Here is a 15384-nt window from a genome sequence, read left to right as displayed (position 1 = left end):
TCGCGGCAAAGATACTATTATTTAACAGAAATCATGTTCCAAATAGCATCTGCAATCTTTCTATCATTTGATAGCCTTGGGATTTTATTTTGCCCACCTAGTTTGCCCACAGATTTCATATAATTTTGAAATCCTTCTCTTGGCACTTTTGTGATTTTAAGTGGCTGTAAAACTTTTCCCTGAATCAAATCGAAGTAATACGTGTTCTGATTTTGAAGAGATTGATCAAGGTCTTCAGCCAATTTTGAAATGTCTTCTGGTTCTTTATCAAACTCTATAAACCATTCATGGTAAGGGAGTTCCTTTTCTGTATTAATTTGAGGTGCCACCGTGAATTCCGAAATTTGAACATTTGTATCCTTTGTTGCTTCTTCCATAGCTTGTTCCACTTCCTTTCCAATTACATGCTCTCCAAACGCCGAAATAAAATGTTTTATACGTCCAGAAACAATCACTCTATATGGGTTAAGAGAAGTAAACTGAACTGTATCTCCAATATTATATGCCCATAGACCTGCATTAGTTGATATAATCATAACATAATTAACACCTACTTCTACATCTTTAATTGTAATACGGTTTGGGTTTTCATTAAAAAACTCATCTGCTTTTATAAACTCATAAAAGATGCCTGAGTTTAATTGAAGCAACATACCTCTTCCATTCTGTTTATCTTGAAAAGCGAAAAAACCTTCGCTTGCTGGGTACAGCTCTATACTATCAACTTGTCGCCCAATTAAGCTTTCAAATTTTGCTCGATAAGGTTCGTAATTAACGCCTCCAAAAATGAACAGATTAAAGTTTTTAAATACCTCTCCAACTTTCTTTCCAGTTCTTTCTTGAAGTCTTTCGAAATACATTTGAACCCAAGATGGAATTCCAGATATTATTGTCATGTTTTCGGGTAAGGTCTCTTCAACTATAGCATCTACTTTGGTTTCCCAATCCTCAATGCAGTTAGTTTTCCAAGATGGTAATCTGTTTTTTTGAAGGTATTTGGGAACATAATGAGCAACAATACCTGACAGCCTTCCTAGTTGCACCCCGTTTTGTTCTTTTAGAATTGGGCTTCCTTGTAAAAAAATCATTTTTCCATCAACGAACTTGCTCTTCCCTGTTTCATTAATGTAAAGTAGTATGGCGTTTCTTGCCGCTTCAACATGACTTGGCATGCTCTCTTTTGTAATAGGAATAAACTTTGAACCTGAAGTCGTTCCTGATGTTTTAGCAAAATAAATAGGTTTGCCTTTCCAAAGTATGTTTTCTTCTCCAGCAACTACTCTTTCAACATAAGGTTTTAATGCTTCATAATCTCTAATGGGTACATTTTGGATAAAATCCTCATGAGATGTAATATTTTTAAAATTGTGGTCAATTCCAAACTTTGTTCGAGAAGCTTGAGCAATTAATTCTTGAAACACTTTTTCTTGGGTTTCAATAGGCTTTGTCGCCCACTTTTGAATCTTATTATATACTCTTCTGGCGAATGGTTTCGCGAGTGCTGATTTTAATGATATCATTTATTCAAAATCTATGAAATTTGAAGGATTGATTGGGTAACCATCATTCCATAATTCAAAATGTAAATGAGGGCCAGTTGATAATTCTCCGGAATTTCCAGCGGTAGCAATAACTTCTCCTGCTTTAACCAAATCACCTTGTGATTTAATGAGTGCCGCATTATGCTTATAAACCGAAATTAACCCATAACTATGTTCTATAATAATAACATTGCCGGTACTAGCTGTCCATTCTGCAAAAATAACAGTGCCATCTGCCGTTGCTTTTACGGGTGTGTCTTTTGCGACCACAATATCTACAGCGTAATGTTTTTCCTCTAGATTATAAGGTTCACTTATTGTTCCGTTTACAGGGGGAAATAAAACAAAATTTGTTGCGGAAATGGCTGATTCAAACAAGTTATATTTATCTTCTTTATCAACTTTTTCCCTAAGAAGAGAATCTTCAATTATTGGTGTTAAATCTACCTCGCTAGCCTCAAGTTTAGTCGCCTCTATAATAGAATCTTTATTAATATCCAAAGCACTAACATCGCCTTGCAGCACTTTTTTAATTGAGGCATAATAACGCTCATTCAATGCAAGAACTCGTTGTAACGAATCGGTTTTATAGTTTAATTCGGTAGCTTGCTTTTTTAAAGCGGTAGATGAATATCCAGGAATATACTCTCTTAATGATGTGAACGCAATTATAAAGTACGTAATTAAAATTAGTAAAATAATTGCTGCCGAACCAAAAACAAATACGTTAAGCCTAGTGAGTTTAAAAGCTATTCGCTCTTCAAAAGTATCCTCATTTAAAATAACCAATCGATACTTGTCGAGTAGTTTATTTCTCAGTTTTCTTGACCCCTTATTATTTTTACTCATACTAAAACAAAATTAAACAAATTATCGCAAGACACTTTCTAATATGACTAAAGTTAGGCTATAAACGTTAATATTAAACTTTAATTATTAACTTTGCTACTAAATTAAATAATTATGACTTTATATATGTTACCATTAGCAATTGGACCATGGCAAATAGCACTGATTGTTGTTGTTGTTTTGCTTTTGTTTGGAGGAAAAAAGATTCCAGAATTAATGCGTGGACTAGGAAGTGGCATTAAGGAATTTAAAGACGCCAGTAAAGAAGAAGATTCTAGTAAAGAAGATAAAAATGAATAGTTTTAATTTATAAAAGCAAAAAGCCAGCAAATATGCTGGCTTTTTTTTATTCTAGTTTTATAGTTTTAATTATGGATTCCAATTCAAACATATAGTTTCGTTTTTGAACCGATGGAGCAAATGCAAAGCCTTCTGCAATAACCCATCTATTGTTTATTTTATCTTCAATGGCATAATTAATAAATGGTCCTGCCATAAATGCGTTCTTAACATCCCAAATGCCTTTTGTTTCTAGTGTTGGTTTATTATCCAAAATAGTTTCAGTATGAAATGGGGTATACGCTCTTTCTGTAATCATATACGAGCCCTCTACAGGACCTTCAATATGAGATTTGCCTATTGAATCTCTAATAGCAATTACCTGATTTATTATACTTATACTATCGTTTCTCTTAATAGCATCTATTGGCAATTCATATATCATTAGATTCAACGTACCCGTATTAACATCTTTACGCATCCAAAAGAAATTATTATCATCTTTCGCCACTCTGTAAGCTGTTGGGAATCTAATACTAAGTCCAATTTTTTCTTTTAAAAACGACGCATTGTACAAGGATTTTTTTATTAACCGTTGCTTTTCATAAATTTCAATGTTTCTGAATGTTTCTATTATTCTTGAAGCATTCTCTTCGAGCTGATGTATAACATCTTGCTTTGTTTTACCTGAAATAAGAATTACTTTCTGTGGTTTTGCATAAACATTGTTATAAAACTCTGTTGCAGTTTTTTCACCAACTTCAACTTTAAGGATCGTTCTGTTTTTTGTAATGAACCCTGAAAACACACTGGCTGGAATTTGGTTTATAGTAAACATAGGTTCGTCTTGAGGCAACCCATAAACAGGAGATGCTAATACCGCTCTTATTGCTTCGCCCACGGATCCTTTCCAAGACTCATTGTCTATCACTACAGATACCTCATTAATAATCCCTGTGGAATCCAAGAGAATTTTTTCATCTGAATTTCCTTTTCCACAAGAAAAAACAATTGCTATTAAGGCTACAATCCCTATTAATTTTTGCATAATTTATTCGTTTTTAGGATTTCAGCTTTTCGATATTTTAAGCTTCATTCCTGGTTTTAATTTTGTACCACTAATACCGTTCCACTCTTTAATATTTTGGACAGAAACTCCAGGAAATTTTTGAGAAATACTCCATAAGGAATCTCCGCTTCTAACGGTATAGGTAGTAATATCACCCGTTATTGGATTTGTTGTTGTTTTCTTACTACTGGCATTTGAAGCTTGAGCATAAGGTCTTCTCGGGTAAACAGTTAATCTTTGACCGATTTTTAAATTATTACTTCTTAATCCATTCCATCGTTTTAAATCACTTACTCTAACTCCATAATTACGGGCAATTCTTCCTAAGTAATCTCCAGACCTAACCGTATAACGAATTCTATCGTTAGCATTAAAAAATTTAGGTAATGGTTTTTCCCTTTTGGCAAACTCTTCTTTTACAAAAGCATAAATAGCTTCTTCATTGTTTACGAATGTACCCACCACATCTCTAGGCAATCTTAAAACATAATTTTCGTCTTTAATAAATGGTATAATGTCTAACTTATAAGATGGGTTTAAAAATTGAAGTTTTTCAACTGGGGTGCCTGTAAGTTCTGAAACTTGATCTAAGGTAATCATGTGTTTCACTCTTACCGTATCAGTTTCAACCAGCGCAAATTCTGGCTTTATCTTTTTAAAACCATGTTCTTCAGCAAACTCAAAAATATACATATTTGCCAAAAATGCTGGAAGATAGCCAGCAGTTTCACGAGGTAAATTATGCCTTATATTCCAGTAATTCTTGTAGCCTCCTGAACGCCTAATGGCTTTTGAAACATTACCTGGCCCTGAATTATACGCAGCCAAGGCCAAATCCCAGTCTCCAAAAATCTCGTACAATTTTGACAAATATTTGGCGGCAGCTTCAGTTGATTTTAATGGGTCACTTCGTTCGTCTACATAACTACTTACGTCGAGTCCATATATTTTTCCTGTACTAAACATAAATTGCCATAAACCAGTAGCACCAACTCTAGATTTTGCTTTTGGCTTTAAAGCAGATTCTACAATGGCTAAATATTTAATTTCTAATGGTATATTATGATTATCTAACTCCCGTTCGAACATTGGGAAATAAAACCCGCTTAGGGTTATTAACTTTTGAATAGATTTCCTCCTATGTTTAAGGTATGATTTTATAACACTTTCTAAAGCTGGGTTATACTCTACGTTGAAAGGCGTTCTTGCGTCTAATTCTTTTAATCTCGCTTTTAATGTATCTGTTGGTAATTCTGGGTAGTCAACTTCTTCAAATGTTAATTCTGTAACCGATTTATAAATGGTATCAAAAAGGGCATTGTTATAAAGCTCTTCAAACCATTTTTCATCAAATTTAGCTGCGAGTTCATTATCGGCTAAAGCTTTTATTGACGTGCTATCTTTTATAGCTTCTACAGCCTTAACAGACTGTACCATCCCGTCAACCAAAGTGTCTTTATCTTGAGTTAGTTGAATTGGAATAGATTCTTGTGCTTGAGACAAACACAGCCCAATATTAAATATTAATAGTATTTTAAAAAAACGAAAAGCCATAAAATCCATTCAGTGGTTATTGAACGATAGTATGGCTAAAATCGTATTTTTTAGGCTAATTTGAAAGCTTAATGTTGTTTATTCTAAGATGGCTGCAATACCAGGCAGTGTTTTACCTTCTAAGCTTTCTAACATCGCTCCTCCTCCTGTACTCACATAACTTACTTTGTTTTCAAAACCAAATTGTTTTACAGCAGCAACAGAATCTCCACCTCCAACTAAAGAAAACGCACCATTTTCTGTTGCTTCGGCTATAGAATTCCCTAATTCAATAGTTCCTTTTGCAAAACTTTCCATCTCGAAAACTCCAAGAGGTCCATTCCAAAGAATCGTTTTAGATTCATTTACAACTTTATCAAATATTTCAATAGATTTTGGTCCTGCATCAACGCCTTCCCAACCATCTGGGATTTCATTTATATCAACAATTTGCGTATTTGCATCGTTACTAAAGTCGTCTGCAGCAATAACATCAACCGGAATATGTACTTGAACGTTTTTAGCTTCAGCTTGCTTTAAAATGTCTAATGCTAAATCCATTTTGTCATCCTCACATATTGAATTTCCAATTTTTCCTCCTTGGGCTTTAATAAATGTAAACGACATCCCGCCACCAATAATTAGGTGGTCTACCTTATCGAGTATATTCTCTATGATTGTTATTTTTGAAGACACTTTAGCACCGCCAAGTACTGCTAAAATTGGCTTTTCTCCAGTTTCCATTACTTTTTTAATACTATCTATTTCTTGAGCTAATAAATTTCCAAAGCATTTTTTGTCTGGAAAAAATTGCGCCACAATAGTTGTAGAAGCATGTGCTCTATGGGCAGTTCCAAAAGCATCATTAACGTAAATGTCTCCTAACTTCGACAATTGCTCCGCAAAATTTTTATCTCCAGCTGTCTCTTCTTTATGAAATCGAAGGTTTTCTAATAATAAAATCTCCCCCGGCTCTAAATTAGTAACTGCTTCCTCGGCCTTTTCTCCCACACATTGGTCAATAAACTTAACGCCAACACCAATAATGTCTTCCACTTTTGCCGCTATGTGTTTTAATGAAAACTCATCTTGGACACCTTTCGGTCGACCCAAATGAGACATTAGTATACAGCTTCCGCCATCTTCCAATATTTTAATAATAGTTGGTTTTGCAGAAACAATTCTTGTTGCATCGGTTACTTCAAAACTTTCGTTTAAAGGCACATTAAAATCAACACGAATTAAGGCTTTTTTATTCTCGAAATTGAAATCATTTATGGTTTTCATTGGTATGAATTTTTATATTTTATGTATTGCTTTTCACAAATGTAACTAATAAAAACAGTGCTAAAAAATGTGTTTTTCACGAAAACGTTTGAAGTGGTAAAAAAAAATTGGAATAAAAAAATCCGAGTCACTTTTATAGAAAGTTACTCGGATTAATAAACCGTTAAATTATATTTGGATTACTTCTTTATTATTTTTAAGGTTTGACTTACATTGTCAGATTCAATTTTCGCCAAATAAATACCACTTGATAAGCTTGAAAGCGATAAGGACGCTTTATTAGCATTTATTTTTTCTCTTAGAACTTCTTTTCCTAAAACATTATAAAAAGACACTTTGTCTAATCTCACGTCTGCTCTAAAATTTATATAGTCACTTGTTGGGTTCGGTCCAAATGAAAACCCTTTGATTAGATTATTATTGTTTGAAAGAGTTCCAGATGTTTCTAATTCAAAATTATCAAAGCCTAAATATTCATTTCCGTTTTGATAAACTATTAAACGCATTCTTACAAAGCTATGCCCTGAAGGAATATTATAGCTAACCTCATCCCATCCTGTTGAATTAAAATTTCCTCCTTGGGTGGTTTTAAAGACATCATAATTGTAGTCATGAGTAGTCCAATCGATAGCATTATCGTAACGTAATTGAAATTTGATGTAGTCGTTCTTATCTAATCCAACATAGTGGACTCTAAAAGATAATTCAGCTGGTAAACCACCAATGTTAATCGTCTCGAAAGTAAGTATGTGTTCAGGAGAGTCTGTTTGTAAAAACTGCTCGGAATAGGGGTTGTCTAAATCACGGCCAGCCAAAAAATCGCTTCCAGAAAAAGGCCCTGGTATACGTCCATTTGGGTTAGATTGATTCCCCCAAATATCTGAATTATTACTCTGTGAATAAAAAGGAATGTTAGATGTATAAGCCCAGTTATCTTCAGCTTTATTGTCAAATCCCTGCTTAGCCGTTTGTGCACTTAAATAGAACGCACACAAGAGCAAAGATGATAGAAATAATGTAGTTTTATTCATGATTTTAATTTTAAATAATTAAAAACTAATAGATTATAGAGGGAACTCAAATCTATAACAAATAACAGCAGGTAGTATAAAAACTCGACAACTAACCTTTTATTTAGCCTTATTGCAAATACAATACCATTTCTCCTATATTTGCTGCATGTTATTTACCGATATTCTAGGTCAAAATCATATTAAAGCTCACCTTACTAAAAGCGCAGATAATGGTAGAATTCCTCATGCTCAGCTATTTGTGGGGCCAGAAGGGTGTGGCGCCTTGCCTATGGCAATAGCTTATGCTCAGTATATTTTATGTAATAACATTGATGGAGACAACGGAACAGGTAATGAAAGTTGTAATTTAAAATTTAATAATTTTTCTCATCCAGATTTACATTTTGCTTTTCCAGTTGTAACAAGTAATAAAGCAAAGAGGCATCCTGTTTCTAATCATTACATAGAAGAATGGCGACAGCTTTTAAACGAACAGCCTTACGGTAATTTATTCGATTGGTATAAACTTTTAGGTGTTGAAAATAAACAAGGACAAATTGGTGTTGATGAAGCTCTTGAGATTGTAAAATCTTTAAGCCTTAAGTCTTATGAAGGAGGCTACAAAGTGATGATTATATGGATGGCTGAAAAAATGAATAGCGCTTGTGCTAATAAACTCCTAAAACTTATTGAGGAACCGCCTAACAAAACCATTTTTATACTCATAGCCGAAGAAGAGGAACAAATAATTAATACTATAAGATCTCGATGTCAAATATTACACTTTCCTCGATTATCAGAAGACGTAATAAAAGAAGGCCTCATTAAAGATTATAGTCTTGATGCAACCGTGGCTCAAAAAATTGCTCACCAGGCTAATGGGAACTATAATAAGGCTTGCGATTTAGTTTATCATGATTCTGAAGATTTACAATTTGAAGAATGGTTTGTGTTTTGGATTAGAAGCGCATTTAAAGCTAAAGGCAATAAAAAAGCGATTCATGATTTAATATCATGGAGCGAAGACATAGCTAAAACAGGAAGAGAAACACAGAAGCAGTTTTTGCATTTTTGTATAAATTTTATAAGACAAGCTTTATTATTAAATTATGGAGCTGAAGATCTGGTGTATTTAGAACCTAAATCCAAAAATTTTAAACTAGAAAATTTTGCCCCCTTTATTCATAATAATAATATTTTAGACATTAGTGAGGAAATACAAAATGCTATTTATCATATTGAGCGGAACGGAAATTCTAAAATAATTTTAACCGACTTATCAATAAAACTTACGCGCTTACTTCATAAAAAACCAGCATAACTCGATGCGCAATTCGTTTTAAAATTCTAGTCTAAAAACAAGATTTGGTGTTATGCCAAGTGAGGTTCTATTTACTTCTCTTAATACTTCACCTTCTTCAACAGTACCTTGTCGCTTTTCATAGGTTCGACTTAAGACATTCTCTTTGTTATAAACGTTCAATAAAGAAACACCTAGTTTGCCTTTCCTCTTCTCATTAGATGACATATTAAATTTATAGGTTGCTGAAATGTCTAATCGATCATAATTTGGAAGTCTATCTCTATTAGTTTCTTCAAAATCAATAACTTTTCCATCGGGAGTGTCAACTAAACCTGAAGCTTTGGTATATGGAATTCCCGTTCTAACATTCCAGCCTAAGGAAACATCGAAACGTTTCCACTCATAGGTATGAGACCAAGTTAAATGATGCGTAATATCATTATTACCAGAAAATTTATTTCCATTATTTATATTGTCAAATGTAAAATCATTATTCATTATGGAATAACTTAACCATGTTCTATAACTTTGAATTTTCTTCTTCACCAGAACATCCAATCCAAATACATTACTTTTTCCAACCGAAAAGAAATCGTCTATATTATCGAAGCCAAGCGTAAAAGAAGTTAGCCCCTTTATGTTTCTATAGTATGCTTCTATGTCTATATTCCATCCACTTTTATCAAAAATAAATCCCGCTGTTATCTGAGCACTTTCTAATACCGGTATTGTTTCATCGTCTGAAAGCGCCCAAATTTGGTTTTCTAACCCAAATTCTTGTGTGTTAAATTCTACAATCTGACTAACAGCTTGATGTAATTTCTCCCCAGATAATTTGAACCTAAAGTTTGTGTTAAGCGCGGTTTCTAATTGTAATCGAGGCTCAATAAATAATTTATCCAAAACCGAAAAGTAATTGGTTCTAATACCGGCATTTAGAAACCACTTATTACTTAATTTGTATTGATAGTCAAAGTAAAGTGCATGCGCATTATTGGTATCTTTATTAGATTCATTAAAATTTTCTTCTGGACTTTCACTATCTACAAAACCGAGCCCAAATTCAACATTATTAGACGAAAACTGATACCCAAAACCTATGGTTGTTGTTTTATTTAGCTTCCAATCGGAGTCAAAGGCTAGTCCAAAATCATCAATCTTATTTCGTTTAGTTAAGGCATCACTAAACTCATCAACAATACTGTTACTGCCGAGATAATCTAATTCAAAATTAGAATTATAAACATTAATTTCGTGCGAAAATGAATTGTTGTAATCGTGCTTCCAATTAAAGCTCAATCCTTGATTAATTATTTCTAAATTATCTTCTGAGGCCTCTTCAAACTCTTCAATTAAAAACCCGTAATCAAGTTTATTTTTAGTGTATAAACTACTTAATGTGAATTCATTTTTATCATTTGGTTTTACCGTGGTTTTAAGGGTGAGATCGGTAAAATAAAATAAATCCTTAGTGGTTAAGACTTCATCATCTTCAAAAACTTTATTCCCATTTGAGATTTTAGTTTCTTGAAAAACTCTTTGAGATAAGTTTCTAAACGTTTCTGTACTAAACGCGTCTGTAATTGATCTTCTCGCTGAAAGCATAACTGCGGCTTTCTCGCTTACAGGCACCTTTAGAAAAGCATCTGCATGTGTCATGTTAAAACCGAGCCCACCATTAATTTCATCAGGGATATCACTATCTGAAGCTATATCAATAACACCAGAAATCCTATTACCGTAACGGGCTCTTGTTCCGTTTTTATAAACTTTTACCTCGTCAGTTATATAAGGGTTAAATGCCGAAATAGTTCCAAAAAAGTGCCCAGAATAATACATTTTAATTCCATCCCAGAGAATTAAATTTTGATCTGGAGTTCCTCCTCTTATGTACAATCCTGATGCGGTTTCGGTAGGACTCTGAACCCCTGGTATTAATTGAATACTCTGTAAAACATCTGGTTCGGTAAGTCCAGGAATAATTCCAAGTTTTTTAATTGATAAGGAAAGAGATGCGTCGTCGTTTTTCTTACTTATTCCTGTAGTTACATATTCTTTAATTAAAACCTCATCTAATTCTTGAGTATCGGTTAGTCGAATACGTTTACCCTTGACAGTATAATATCGGTCCGACGCTTTTTTGATTCGTATAGACGCCTTTTCCTCTAGGAAAAATAAAATGTCTTCCAAAAGAGCATCTGTTACTTGAAGGGTAATAAATCTATCATTAACTAATTCAGAGTTAAAAGAAAACTTAATATTAAATTTTTCTTCTAACTCTGAAAAGACGTTACTTATAGGTTCGTTTGAATAGTTTAAGGTAGCTCTATCTTGAGCGGTAACATATAACGAAAATATTAAAAAGAAAATCGCTATGCTATATTTCATTTGTTCTCCTAAGTTGATTCGGTGCGTTCAAATTTAGGATAATATAAGTAAATAAAATAAAAATTAATTATTGTTGTTCGAATTTAATAGAATTACGCCTGTTTCCTTATTAACAGAATACGACAACCCCATAGGAACCGCCACGGTTTTTAACGCAAGATTTAAATCTCTGTGTGTAAAAGCTCCTGTAAAACGTTTGTTTGTATCTATATTAGATTTATCAAGAGTAATATTAAATTGATTTTCTATAGCATACAAAACTTGTTCTATGGGCGTATTATTAAAAGTGCTTTCTCCCAATGTCCAGTTGGACTCTTTCAGAGAGAAGTCCCATTTTTCAAGCTCATTATTAACAACACGAACAGCATCGCCTGGCAGTAAAATTACATTATCACCAATCTTACTACTTGTTACTCTTACTTTACCTTCCATACATTGTACTTCAAAATAGGAATCTCTGGAAATAACATTGAACTCCGTACCTAAGACTTCTACCATTCCAGAGTCTGTGTTTACTTTAAAGGATTTGCCCTTTTCAACATCAAAAAAGGCTTCGCCTTCTAGCTGTAAAGCACGGTTAGATTTCCACCCAAGGGTTTTATAATCTAAATGACTATTAGCATTAAGTTTAACCGAAGAGTTGTCGGGAAGTACAATGGCTAATTGTTCACTAAATCCTGTTTGAAAATGTGATTTCATAGTCATGGTGTAAAACACACCAAAAGCAATAACTACAGCAGCTGCTGCATATACCCAATTAGGAATAAGCTTTACAACTTTACCCTTAGGTTTGGCTTGTTCCGAGTTATTTAGTTCTTTTAATTTACTTAATAGTGCTTGATCGTTAAAAGTAGGTGCTTTTAGATTTTGGGACGCATCATTAATTTTTTTAAGAACAGGATAATCATCAGATTTTTTAAACTTCTCTAGCTCTTGCGGCGTTAATTCGCCTGCAATCCATCTTGCTAAAAAAGAATCATCTTTAATATATTTCTCCATTATTAATAAGTTCTTCTAATATGTAAACAGTTATAAATCAATTTACCCTACTTTAAATATTACCTAATTTTTCTCGTAAAGTAATTAAGGCTAAACTCATACGTTTTTCTACCGCTTTAACAGAGATGCCCGTTATTTCAGAAATCTCAGAATATTTCTTCTTATCTATACGACTCAACAAAAACACTTCTCTCTGTTTTTCTGGAAGATCTGCAATAACTTTTTTCAACTTAACCATAAATTCTTTCTCTTCTAATAAAAATTCGGGAGACTCATTGGTTCTATCGTTAAACGGTACGGACTGGTGTTGAAGCACAACTTTTTTATGTGCCACTTCATTTAAAAAAAGATTTCTTGCTATAGTATATAAATAGGACTTTGCTTTAGTGAAAATAACTTTAGAGCAATTATTCCAAAGTCTAACGAATGCATCTTGAACAATATCTTCCGCCTGTTGCCTATCCCCACATTTATAATACACAAAATTAAAAAGCGATTTGGAATGTGTATTAAATAGTTGCTCGTAATTTATTTGCTCACAAACAGATTTCGTTTCATCATCCATAAATACTAACCATTATGTAGGTCTAATAAATCAAAATTAAAAAAATTAAATAAATAAGTAGGGTGTTTTCTTTTTTAACTGTTATATATGTAAACTAAGACGTTAGCCCCAAATGACAAATTAGTTTTTAGCCCCAAGCCCCTAGTTTACTTTTAACTTACCTACATTTTTATGGATAATGCGATGCCGTGTCTTAAATAATATTTAAGATTTGGTTTAAATAGTAATAAAGAATTACATGGTATTGCGTTCAAGTTTAATCACTTGAAAAGGTTGAGTTAGCTAATTTGCGCCAAAGCAAGTCCCCAATCTGTAAGACTTTGTCGCAAATTTGCAACTTAAAAATGTTTAACTGATAGACAAAGTTGCTATGACTTTATTAACGTCCTATTTTGTGAGTAAGGAAGAAAAATTAAAAGACACAAATGATGCTTTACTTAGCTTGTCTAAAGGTAAATGCCAAAATAAATGTCCCGTTTACGACTTATGGATTTTCGAAAACGGACAAGTAATTTATAAGGGTATTGAAAACGTTAGTAAAGAAGGCGTTCAGACAATTACAATTTCAACTGATCTCGTAAGAAAAATGTATGACTTAATATTAAATTGTAATCCAAGAGATATTGGAGGCGCTAAAGGCAGAGATAATCCTTTAACAATAATAAAATTCAATAATAAAAAAGTTGTTTTTCAGTCTCAGCGCGCTAAAGGAAACTTACTTGAATTAAATAATTTATTGGAACATATAGCATCAACCATAAATGAGATTGATGACTAAAATATAAACAAAACAAATAAAAGAGAATGAGGGTTCAAACTTTTATTGTGTACCTCCGCTAAACCTAACTAGCGGAGGTTTTTTTTATTTAAAAAAAGACTAAATACTTGTAATTCAGTTATTTAATCTATTTTTCTTCACTATACTTAGCATTCAACGCATCTAACACAGTCTGTGTTAAATCATTTTCTTCTGTTCCGTAAAGCACAGAAGCAGCAGCATCACTAGTTCCTAAAATATAGGTATACTCATTTGCTTTTCCATAGTCTTTTACAAAATCCTTAACTTTAATAATGAGCGAATCTATTTCTGTTTGAAACGATTGCCCCAATTGTTGCTGCTCAAATTGCATTTGTTGTTGTAAAACTTGTTGCTTTTGTTGTAAACCACTCATTAATTCTTGAGCTTTCTTTTGAGAAGACTTTCTTACCGTAATTTGTGTTTGTTGTACTTCCAATTGGAATGCTTGACCTATACTGTCTGCTTTTTTCTTCCAAGCTTCTTCTTTTGCCTGAAATTTGGCTTCAACATCTTTCTTCTCTTGATATTCATTTATAACAGTTCCATTATTAACAAACCCAATTTTTTTCTCTTTTTGACAAGAAATAATGATAATTGACAATAACCCTAAATAAAATATATTTTTCATTTTATAAATTTTTAAACTTCGAACAAAAGTAACAAAGTCCAATTTATAATCTCTAAAAATTATTTTGATTTTAACCTATAAGTAATAATTATTGAAAATAAAATACAAATAACTAATTCTTATAAAAAATAAACTCAAATAAAGCGATTTAAGCGATTAAAAAAATACTGTAGTCATATTTTATTAATTCCAAATCAAAACGACTTAAAGCTTTTTAAAAGCAGAATTAACCATTTTTTACAATGTAAATTAATGAAGAAGCTTCCTTAGTTTTGAGAGCTTTCATATTTGATAGCAAACCTACCCAAAAAGATCTAATAGGACTCATTGCTCCAGATTTATATTTTTCTGAAAGCATACTCACATAAAAAGCATCAAACCACATAGGTTTAACTTTTTCAACTTTCAAAAAACAACTGGACAACAAGCTTGAAATTGATTTCTGATTAAAATGCCAGAGGTGTCTTGGGACATCATATCCTGCCCAAAATTGTTTGTAGTATTGTGCATCGTAACTTTTATAATTAGGAACGGCTATTATTAAAGTTCCATTCGTTTTTAAAAGTTTTTTAATTACAGAAATATGTTCATCTAAATTTGGTAAATGCTCAAGAACATGCCACAGCGTTATGACATCAAAACTGTTAGCTTTAAATTCTAGTAATTGCTCAACATTAAAAACAGAATTATTTGTTTTTGTATTAGCAATTTCTCTAGCTTGTTCACTAGGTTCAATTCCAGAAACAATCCAATTATTATTTTGTGCGATATGCAAAAAATCGCCTGTGCCACATCCAATATCTAAAAGTTTTTTACTCCCTAAAGAAAAAGAATTAATCAATCTTAATTTCTTCTTTAAAGAAATATGGCGCACTAAATGATATACTTTTTCAAATAAATTTCTTCGCGAATCTGTATGAGAAATATAATCTTCGCTTTTATAGTATTCAGGTAATTTGTTAGTGGAAGGCTGAGGTGTAGTTTCTAAAAAACCATATTCCAAATTCTCTACCAATTCAAATTCTTCTCCCGAAACAGAATGATCTTTTACTTTTAAAAAAACCTTTTTTATATGCATTTGAAATAAATTCAGAATCAAGTTAAGAAAGTCAAAACAATAAAATAATTAGA

At 32.5% G+C, this 15384-nt stretch carries 14 protein-coding genes; 3 read left to right on the top strand and 11 right to left on the bottom strand.

Annotated elements, in window-relative coordinates; all coding sequences use genetic code 11:
* Positions 1-17 precede the first annotated feature (17 nt).
* Positions 18-1520, bottom strand: a complete 1503-nt coding sequence (locus tag FEF17_RS05280; RefSeq protein ID WP_139001304.1) for a GH3 auxin-responsive promoter family protein — start codon at positions 1518-1520, stop codon at positions 18-20.
* Entirely contained in the window at positions 1521-2390 is an 870-nt protein-coding gene (locus tag FEF17_RS05275) for a M23 family metallopeptidase (RefSeq protein ID WP_139001303.1), read from the bottom strand. It lies immediately after the preceding gene.
* Positions 2391-2504: 114 nt separating this feature from the next.
* On the opposite strand from FEF17_RS05275, the gene tatA reads away from it, so the two are divergent.
* Positions 2505-2690, top strand: coding sequence for a twin-arginine translocase TatA/TatE family subunit (gene tatA, locus FEF17_RS05270; protein ID WP_139001302.1), 186 nt, complete (start codon positions 2505-2507; stop codon positions 2688-2690).
* A gap of 46 nt (positions 2691-2736) precedes the next feature.
* Here the strand turns inward: tatA and FEF17_RS05265 are convergent, their stop codons facing one another.
* The 4 genes from FEF17_RS05265 to FEF17_RS05250 form a co-directional block, all read right to left on the bottom strand.
* On the bottom strand, positions 2737-3717 hold the full coding sequence (locus tag FEF17_RS05265) for a DUF4837 family protein (protein ID WP_139001301.1): 981 nt from the start codon (positions 3715-3717) through the stop codon (positions 2737-2739).
* A 21-nt stretch (positions 3718-3738) separates the two neighbouring features.
* Positions 3739-5292, bottom strand: a complete 1554-nt coding sequence (locus FEF17_RS05260) for a LysM peptidoglycan-binding domain-containing protein (RefSeq protein ID WP_139001300.1) — start codon at positions 5290-5292, stop codon at positions 3739-3741.
* A gap of 78 nt (positions 5293-5370) precedes the next feature.
* The gene (locus FEF17_RS05255) at positions 5371-6558 is read right to left on the bottom strand and encodes a phosphoglycerate kinase (protein WP_139001299.1); all 1188 of its coding nucleotides are present in this window, start codon (positions 6556-6558) and stop codon (positions 5371-5373) included.
* A gap of 179 nt (positions 6559-6737) precedes the next feature.
* Entirely contained in the window at positions 6738-7589 is an 852-nt protein-coding gene (locus tag FEF17_RS05250; protein ID WP_139001298.1) for a T9SS type A sorting domain-containing protein, read from the bottom strand.
* 148 nt (positions 7590-7737) lie between these two features.
* Here FEF17_RS05250 and FEF17_RS05245 point away from each other — a divergent pair, with 148 nt between their 5' ends.
* Complete coding sequence (locus FEF17_RS05245; protein WP_139001297.1) at positions 7738-8892, top strand: DNA polymerase III subunit; 1155 nt, start codon at positions 7738-7740, stop codon at positions 8890-8892.
* Between the two features lie 18 nt (positions 8893-8910).
* On the opposite strand, the gene FEF17_RS05240 is transcribed toward FEF17_RS05245, so the two are convergent.
* The 3 genes from FEF17_RS05240 to FEF17_RS05230 form a co-directional block, all read right to left on the bottom strand.
* Positions 8911-11262, bottom strand: a complete 2352-nt coding sequence (locus tag FEF17_RS05240; RefSeq protein WP_139001296.1) for a TonB-dependent receptor domain-containing protein — start codon at positions 11260-11262, stop codon at positions 8911-8913.
* 63 nt (positions 11263-11325) lie between these two features.
* Positions 11326-12261 (bottom strand): FecR family protein, encoded by a 936-nt coding sequence (locus FEF17_RS05235; RefSeq protein WP_139001295.1) that lies wholly within the window; start codon positions 12259-12261, stop codon positions 11326-11328.
* A gap of 52 nt (positions 12262-12313) precedes the next feature.
* Positions 12314-12826 (bottom strand): RNA polymerase sigma factor, encoded by a 513-nt coding sequence (locus tag FEF17_RS05230; protein WP_139001294.1) that lies wholly within the window; start codon positions 12824-12826, stop codon positions 12314-12316.
* A gap of 370 nt (positions 12827-13196) precedes the next feature.
* Here FEF17_RS05230 and FEF17_RS05225 point away from each other — a divergent pair, with 370 nt between their 5' ends.
* On the top strand, positions 13197-13604 hold the full coding sequence (locus tag FEF17_RS05225) for a DUF6438 domain-containing protein (RefSeq protein WP_139001293.1): 408 nt from the start codon (positions 13197-13199) through the stop codon (positions 13602-13604).
* Positions 13605-13731: 127 nt separating this feature from the next.
* Here FEF17_RS05225 and FEF17_RS05220 read toward each other — a convergent pair whose 3' ends face one another.
* Both FEF17_RS05220 and FEF17_RS05215 read right to left on the bottom strand, forming a co-directional pair.
* Positions 13732-14253 carry an OmpH/Skp family outer membrane protein gene (locus FEF17_RS05220; protein ID WP_139001292.1) on the bottom strand — a complete coding sequence of 174 codons (522 nt, stop codon included), beginning with the start codon at positions 14251-14253 and terminating at the stop codon, positions 13732-13734.
* 226 nt (positions 14254-14479) lie between these two features.
* Complete coding sequence (locus tag FEF17_RS05215; protein WP_139001291.1) at positions 14480-15331, bottom strand: class I SAM-dependent methyltransferase; 852 nt, start codon at positions 15329-15331, stop codon at positions 14480-14482.
* Positions 15332-15384 lie beyond the last annotated feature (53 nt).

Source organism: Hyunsoonleella aestuarii, assembly GCF_006148925.1.
GTDB classification, from domain to species: Bacteria; Bacteroidota; Bacteroidia; order Flavobacteriales; family Flavobacteriaceae; genus Algibacter_D; species Algibacter_D aestuarii.
This window is presented reverse-complemented; position numbering and strand designations above follow the sequence as displayed.

Excerpts from the sequence above, each read along its gene's own strand:
- FEF17_RS05280 (WP_139001304.1), bottom strand. The coding sequence starts at position 1,520 with ATGATATCATTAAAATCAGCACTCGCGAAACCATTCGCCAGAAGAGTA.
- FEF17_RS05275 (WP_139001303.1), bottom strand. The coding sequence starts at position 2,390 with ATGAGTAAAAATAATAAGGGGTCAAGAAAACTGAGAAATAAACTACTC.
- tatA (WP_139001302.1), top strand. The coding sequence starts at position 2,505 with ATGACTTTATATATGTTACCATTAGCAATTGGACCATGGCAAATAGCA.
- FEF17_RS05265 (WP_139001301.1), bottom strand. The coding sequence starts at position 3,717 with ATGCAAAAATTAATAGGGATTGTAGCCTTAATAGCAATTGTTTTTTCT.
- FEF17_RS05260 (WP_139001300.1), bottom strand. The coding sequence starts at position 5,292 with ATGGCTTTTCGTTTTTTTAAAATACTATTAATATTTAATATTGGGCTG.
- FEF17_RS05255 (WP_139001299.1), bottom strand. The coding sequence starts at position 6,558 with ATGAAAACCATAAATGATTTCAATTTCGAGAATAAAAAAGCCTTAATT.
- FEF17_RS05250 (WP_139001298.1), bottom strand. The coding sequence starts at position 7,589 with ATGAATAAAACTACATTATTTCTATCATCTTTGCTCTTGTGTGCGTTC.
- FEF17_RS05245 (WP_139001297.1), top strand. The coding sequence starts at position 7,738 with ATGTTATTTACCGATATTCTAGGTCAAAATCATATTAAAGCTCACCTT.
- FEF17_RS05240 (WP_139001296.1), bottom strand. The coding sequence starts at position 11,262 with ATGAAATATAGCATAGCGATTTTCTTTTTAATATTTTCGTTATATGTT.
- FEF17_RS05235 (WP_139001295.1), bottom strand. The coding sequence starts at position 12,261 with ATGGAGAAATATATTAAAGATGATTCTTTTTTAGCAAGATGGATTGCA.
- FEF17_RS05230 (WP_139001294.1), bottom strand. The coding sequence starts at position 12,826 with ATGGATGATGAAACGAAATCTGTTTGTGAGCAAATAAATTACGAGCAA.
- FEF17_RS05225 (WP_139001293.1), top strand. The coding sequence starts at position 13,197 with ATGACTTTATTAACGTCCTATTTTGTGAGTAAGGAAGAAAAATTAAAA.
- FEF17_RS05220 (WP_139001292.1), bottom strand. The coding sequence starts at position 14,253 with ATGAAAAATATATTTTATTTAGGGTTATTGTCAATTATCATTATTTCT.
- FEF17_RS05215 (WP_139001291.1), bottom strand. The coding sequence starts at position 15,331 with ATGCATATAAAAAAGGTTTTTTTAAAAGTAAAAGATCATTCTGTTTCG.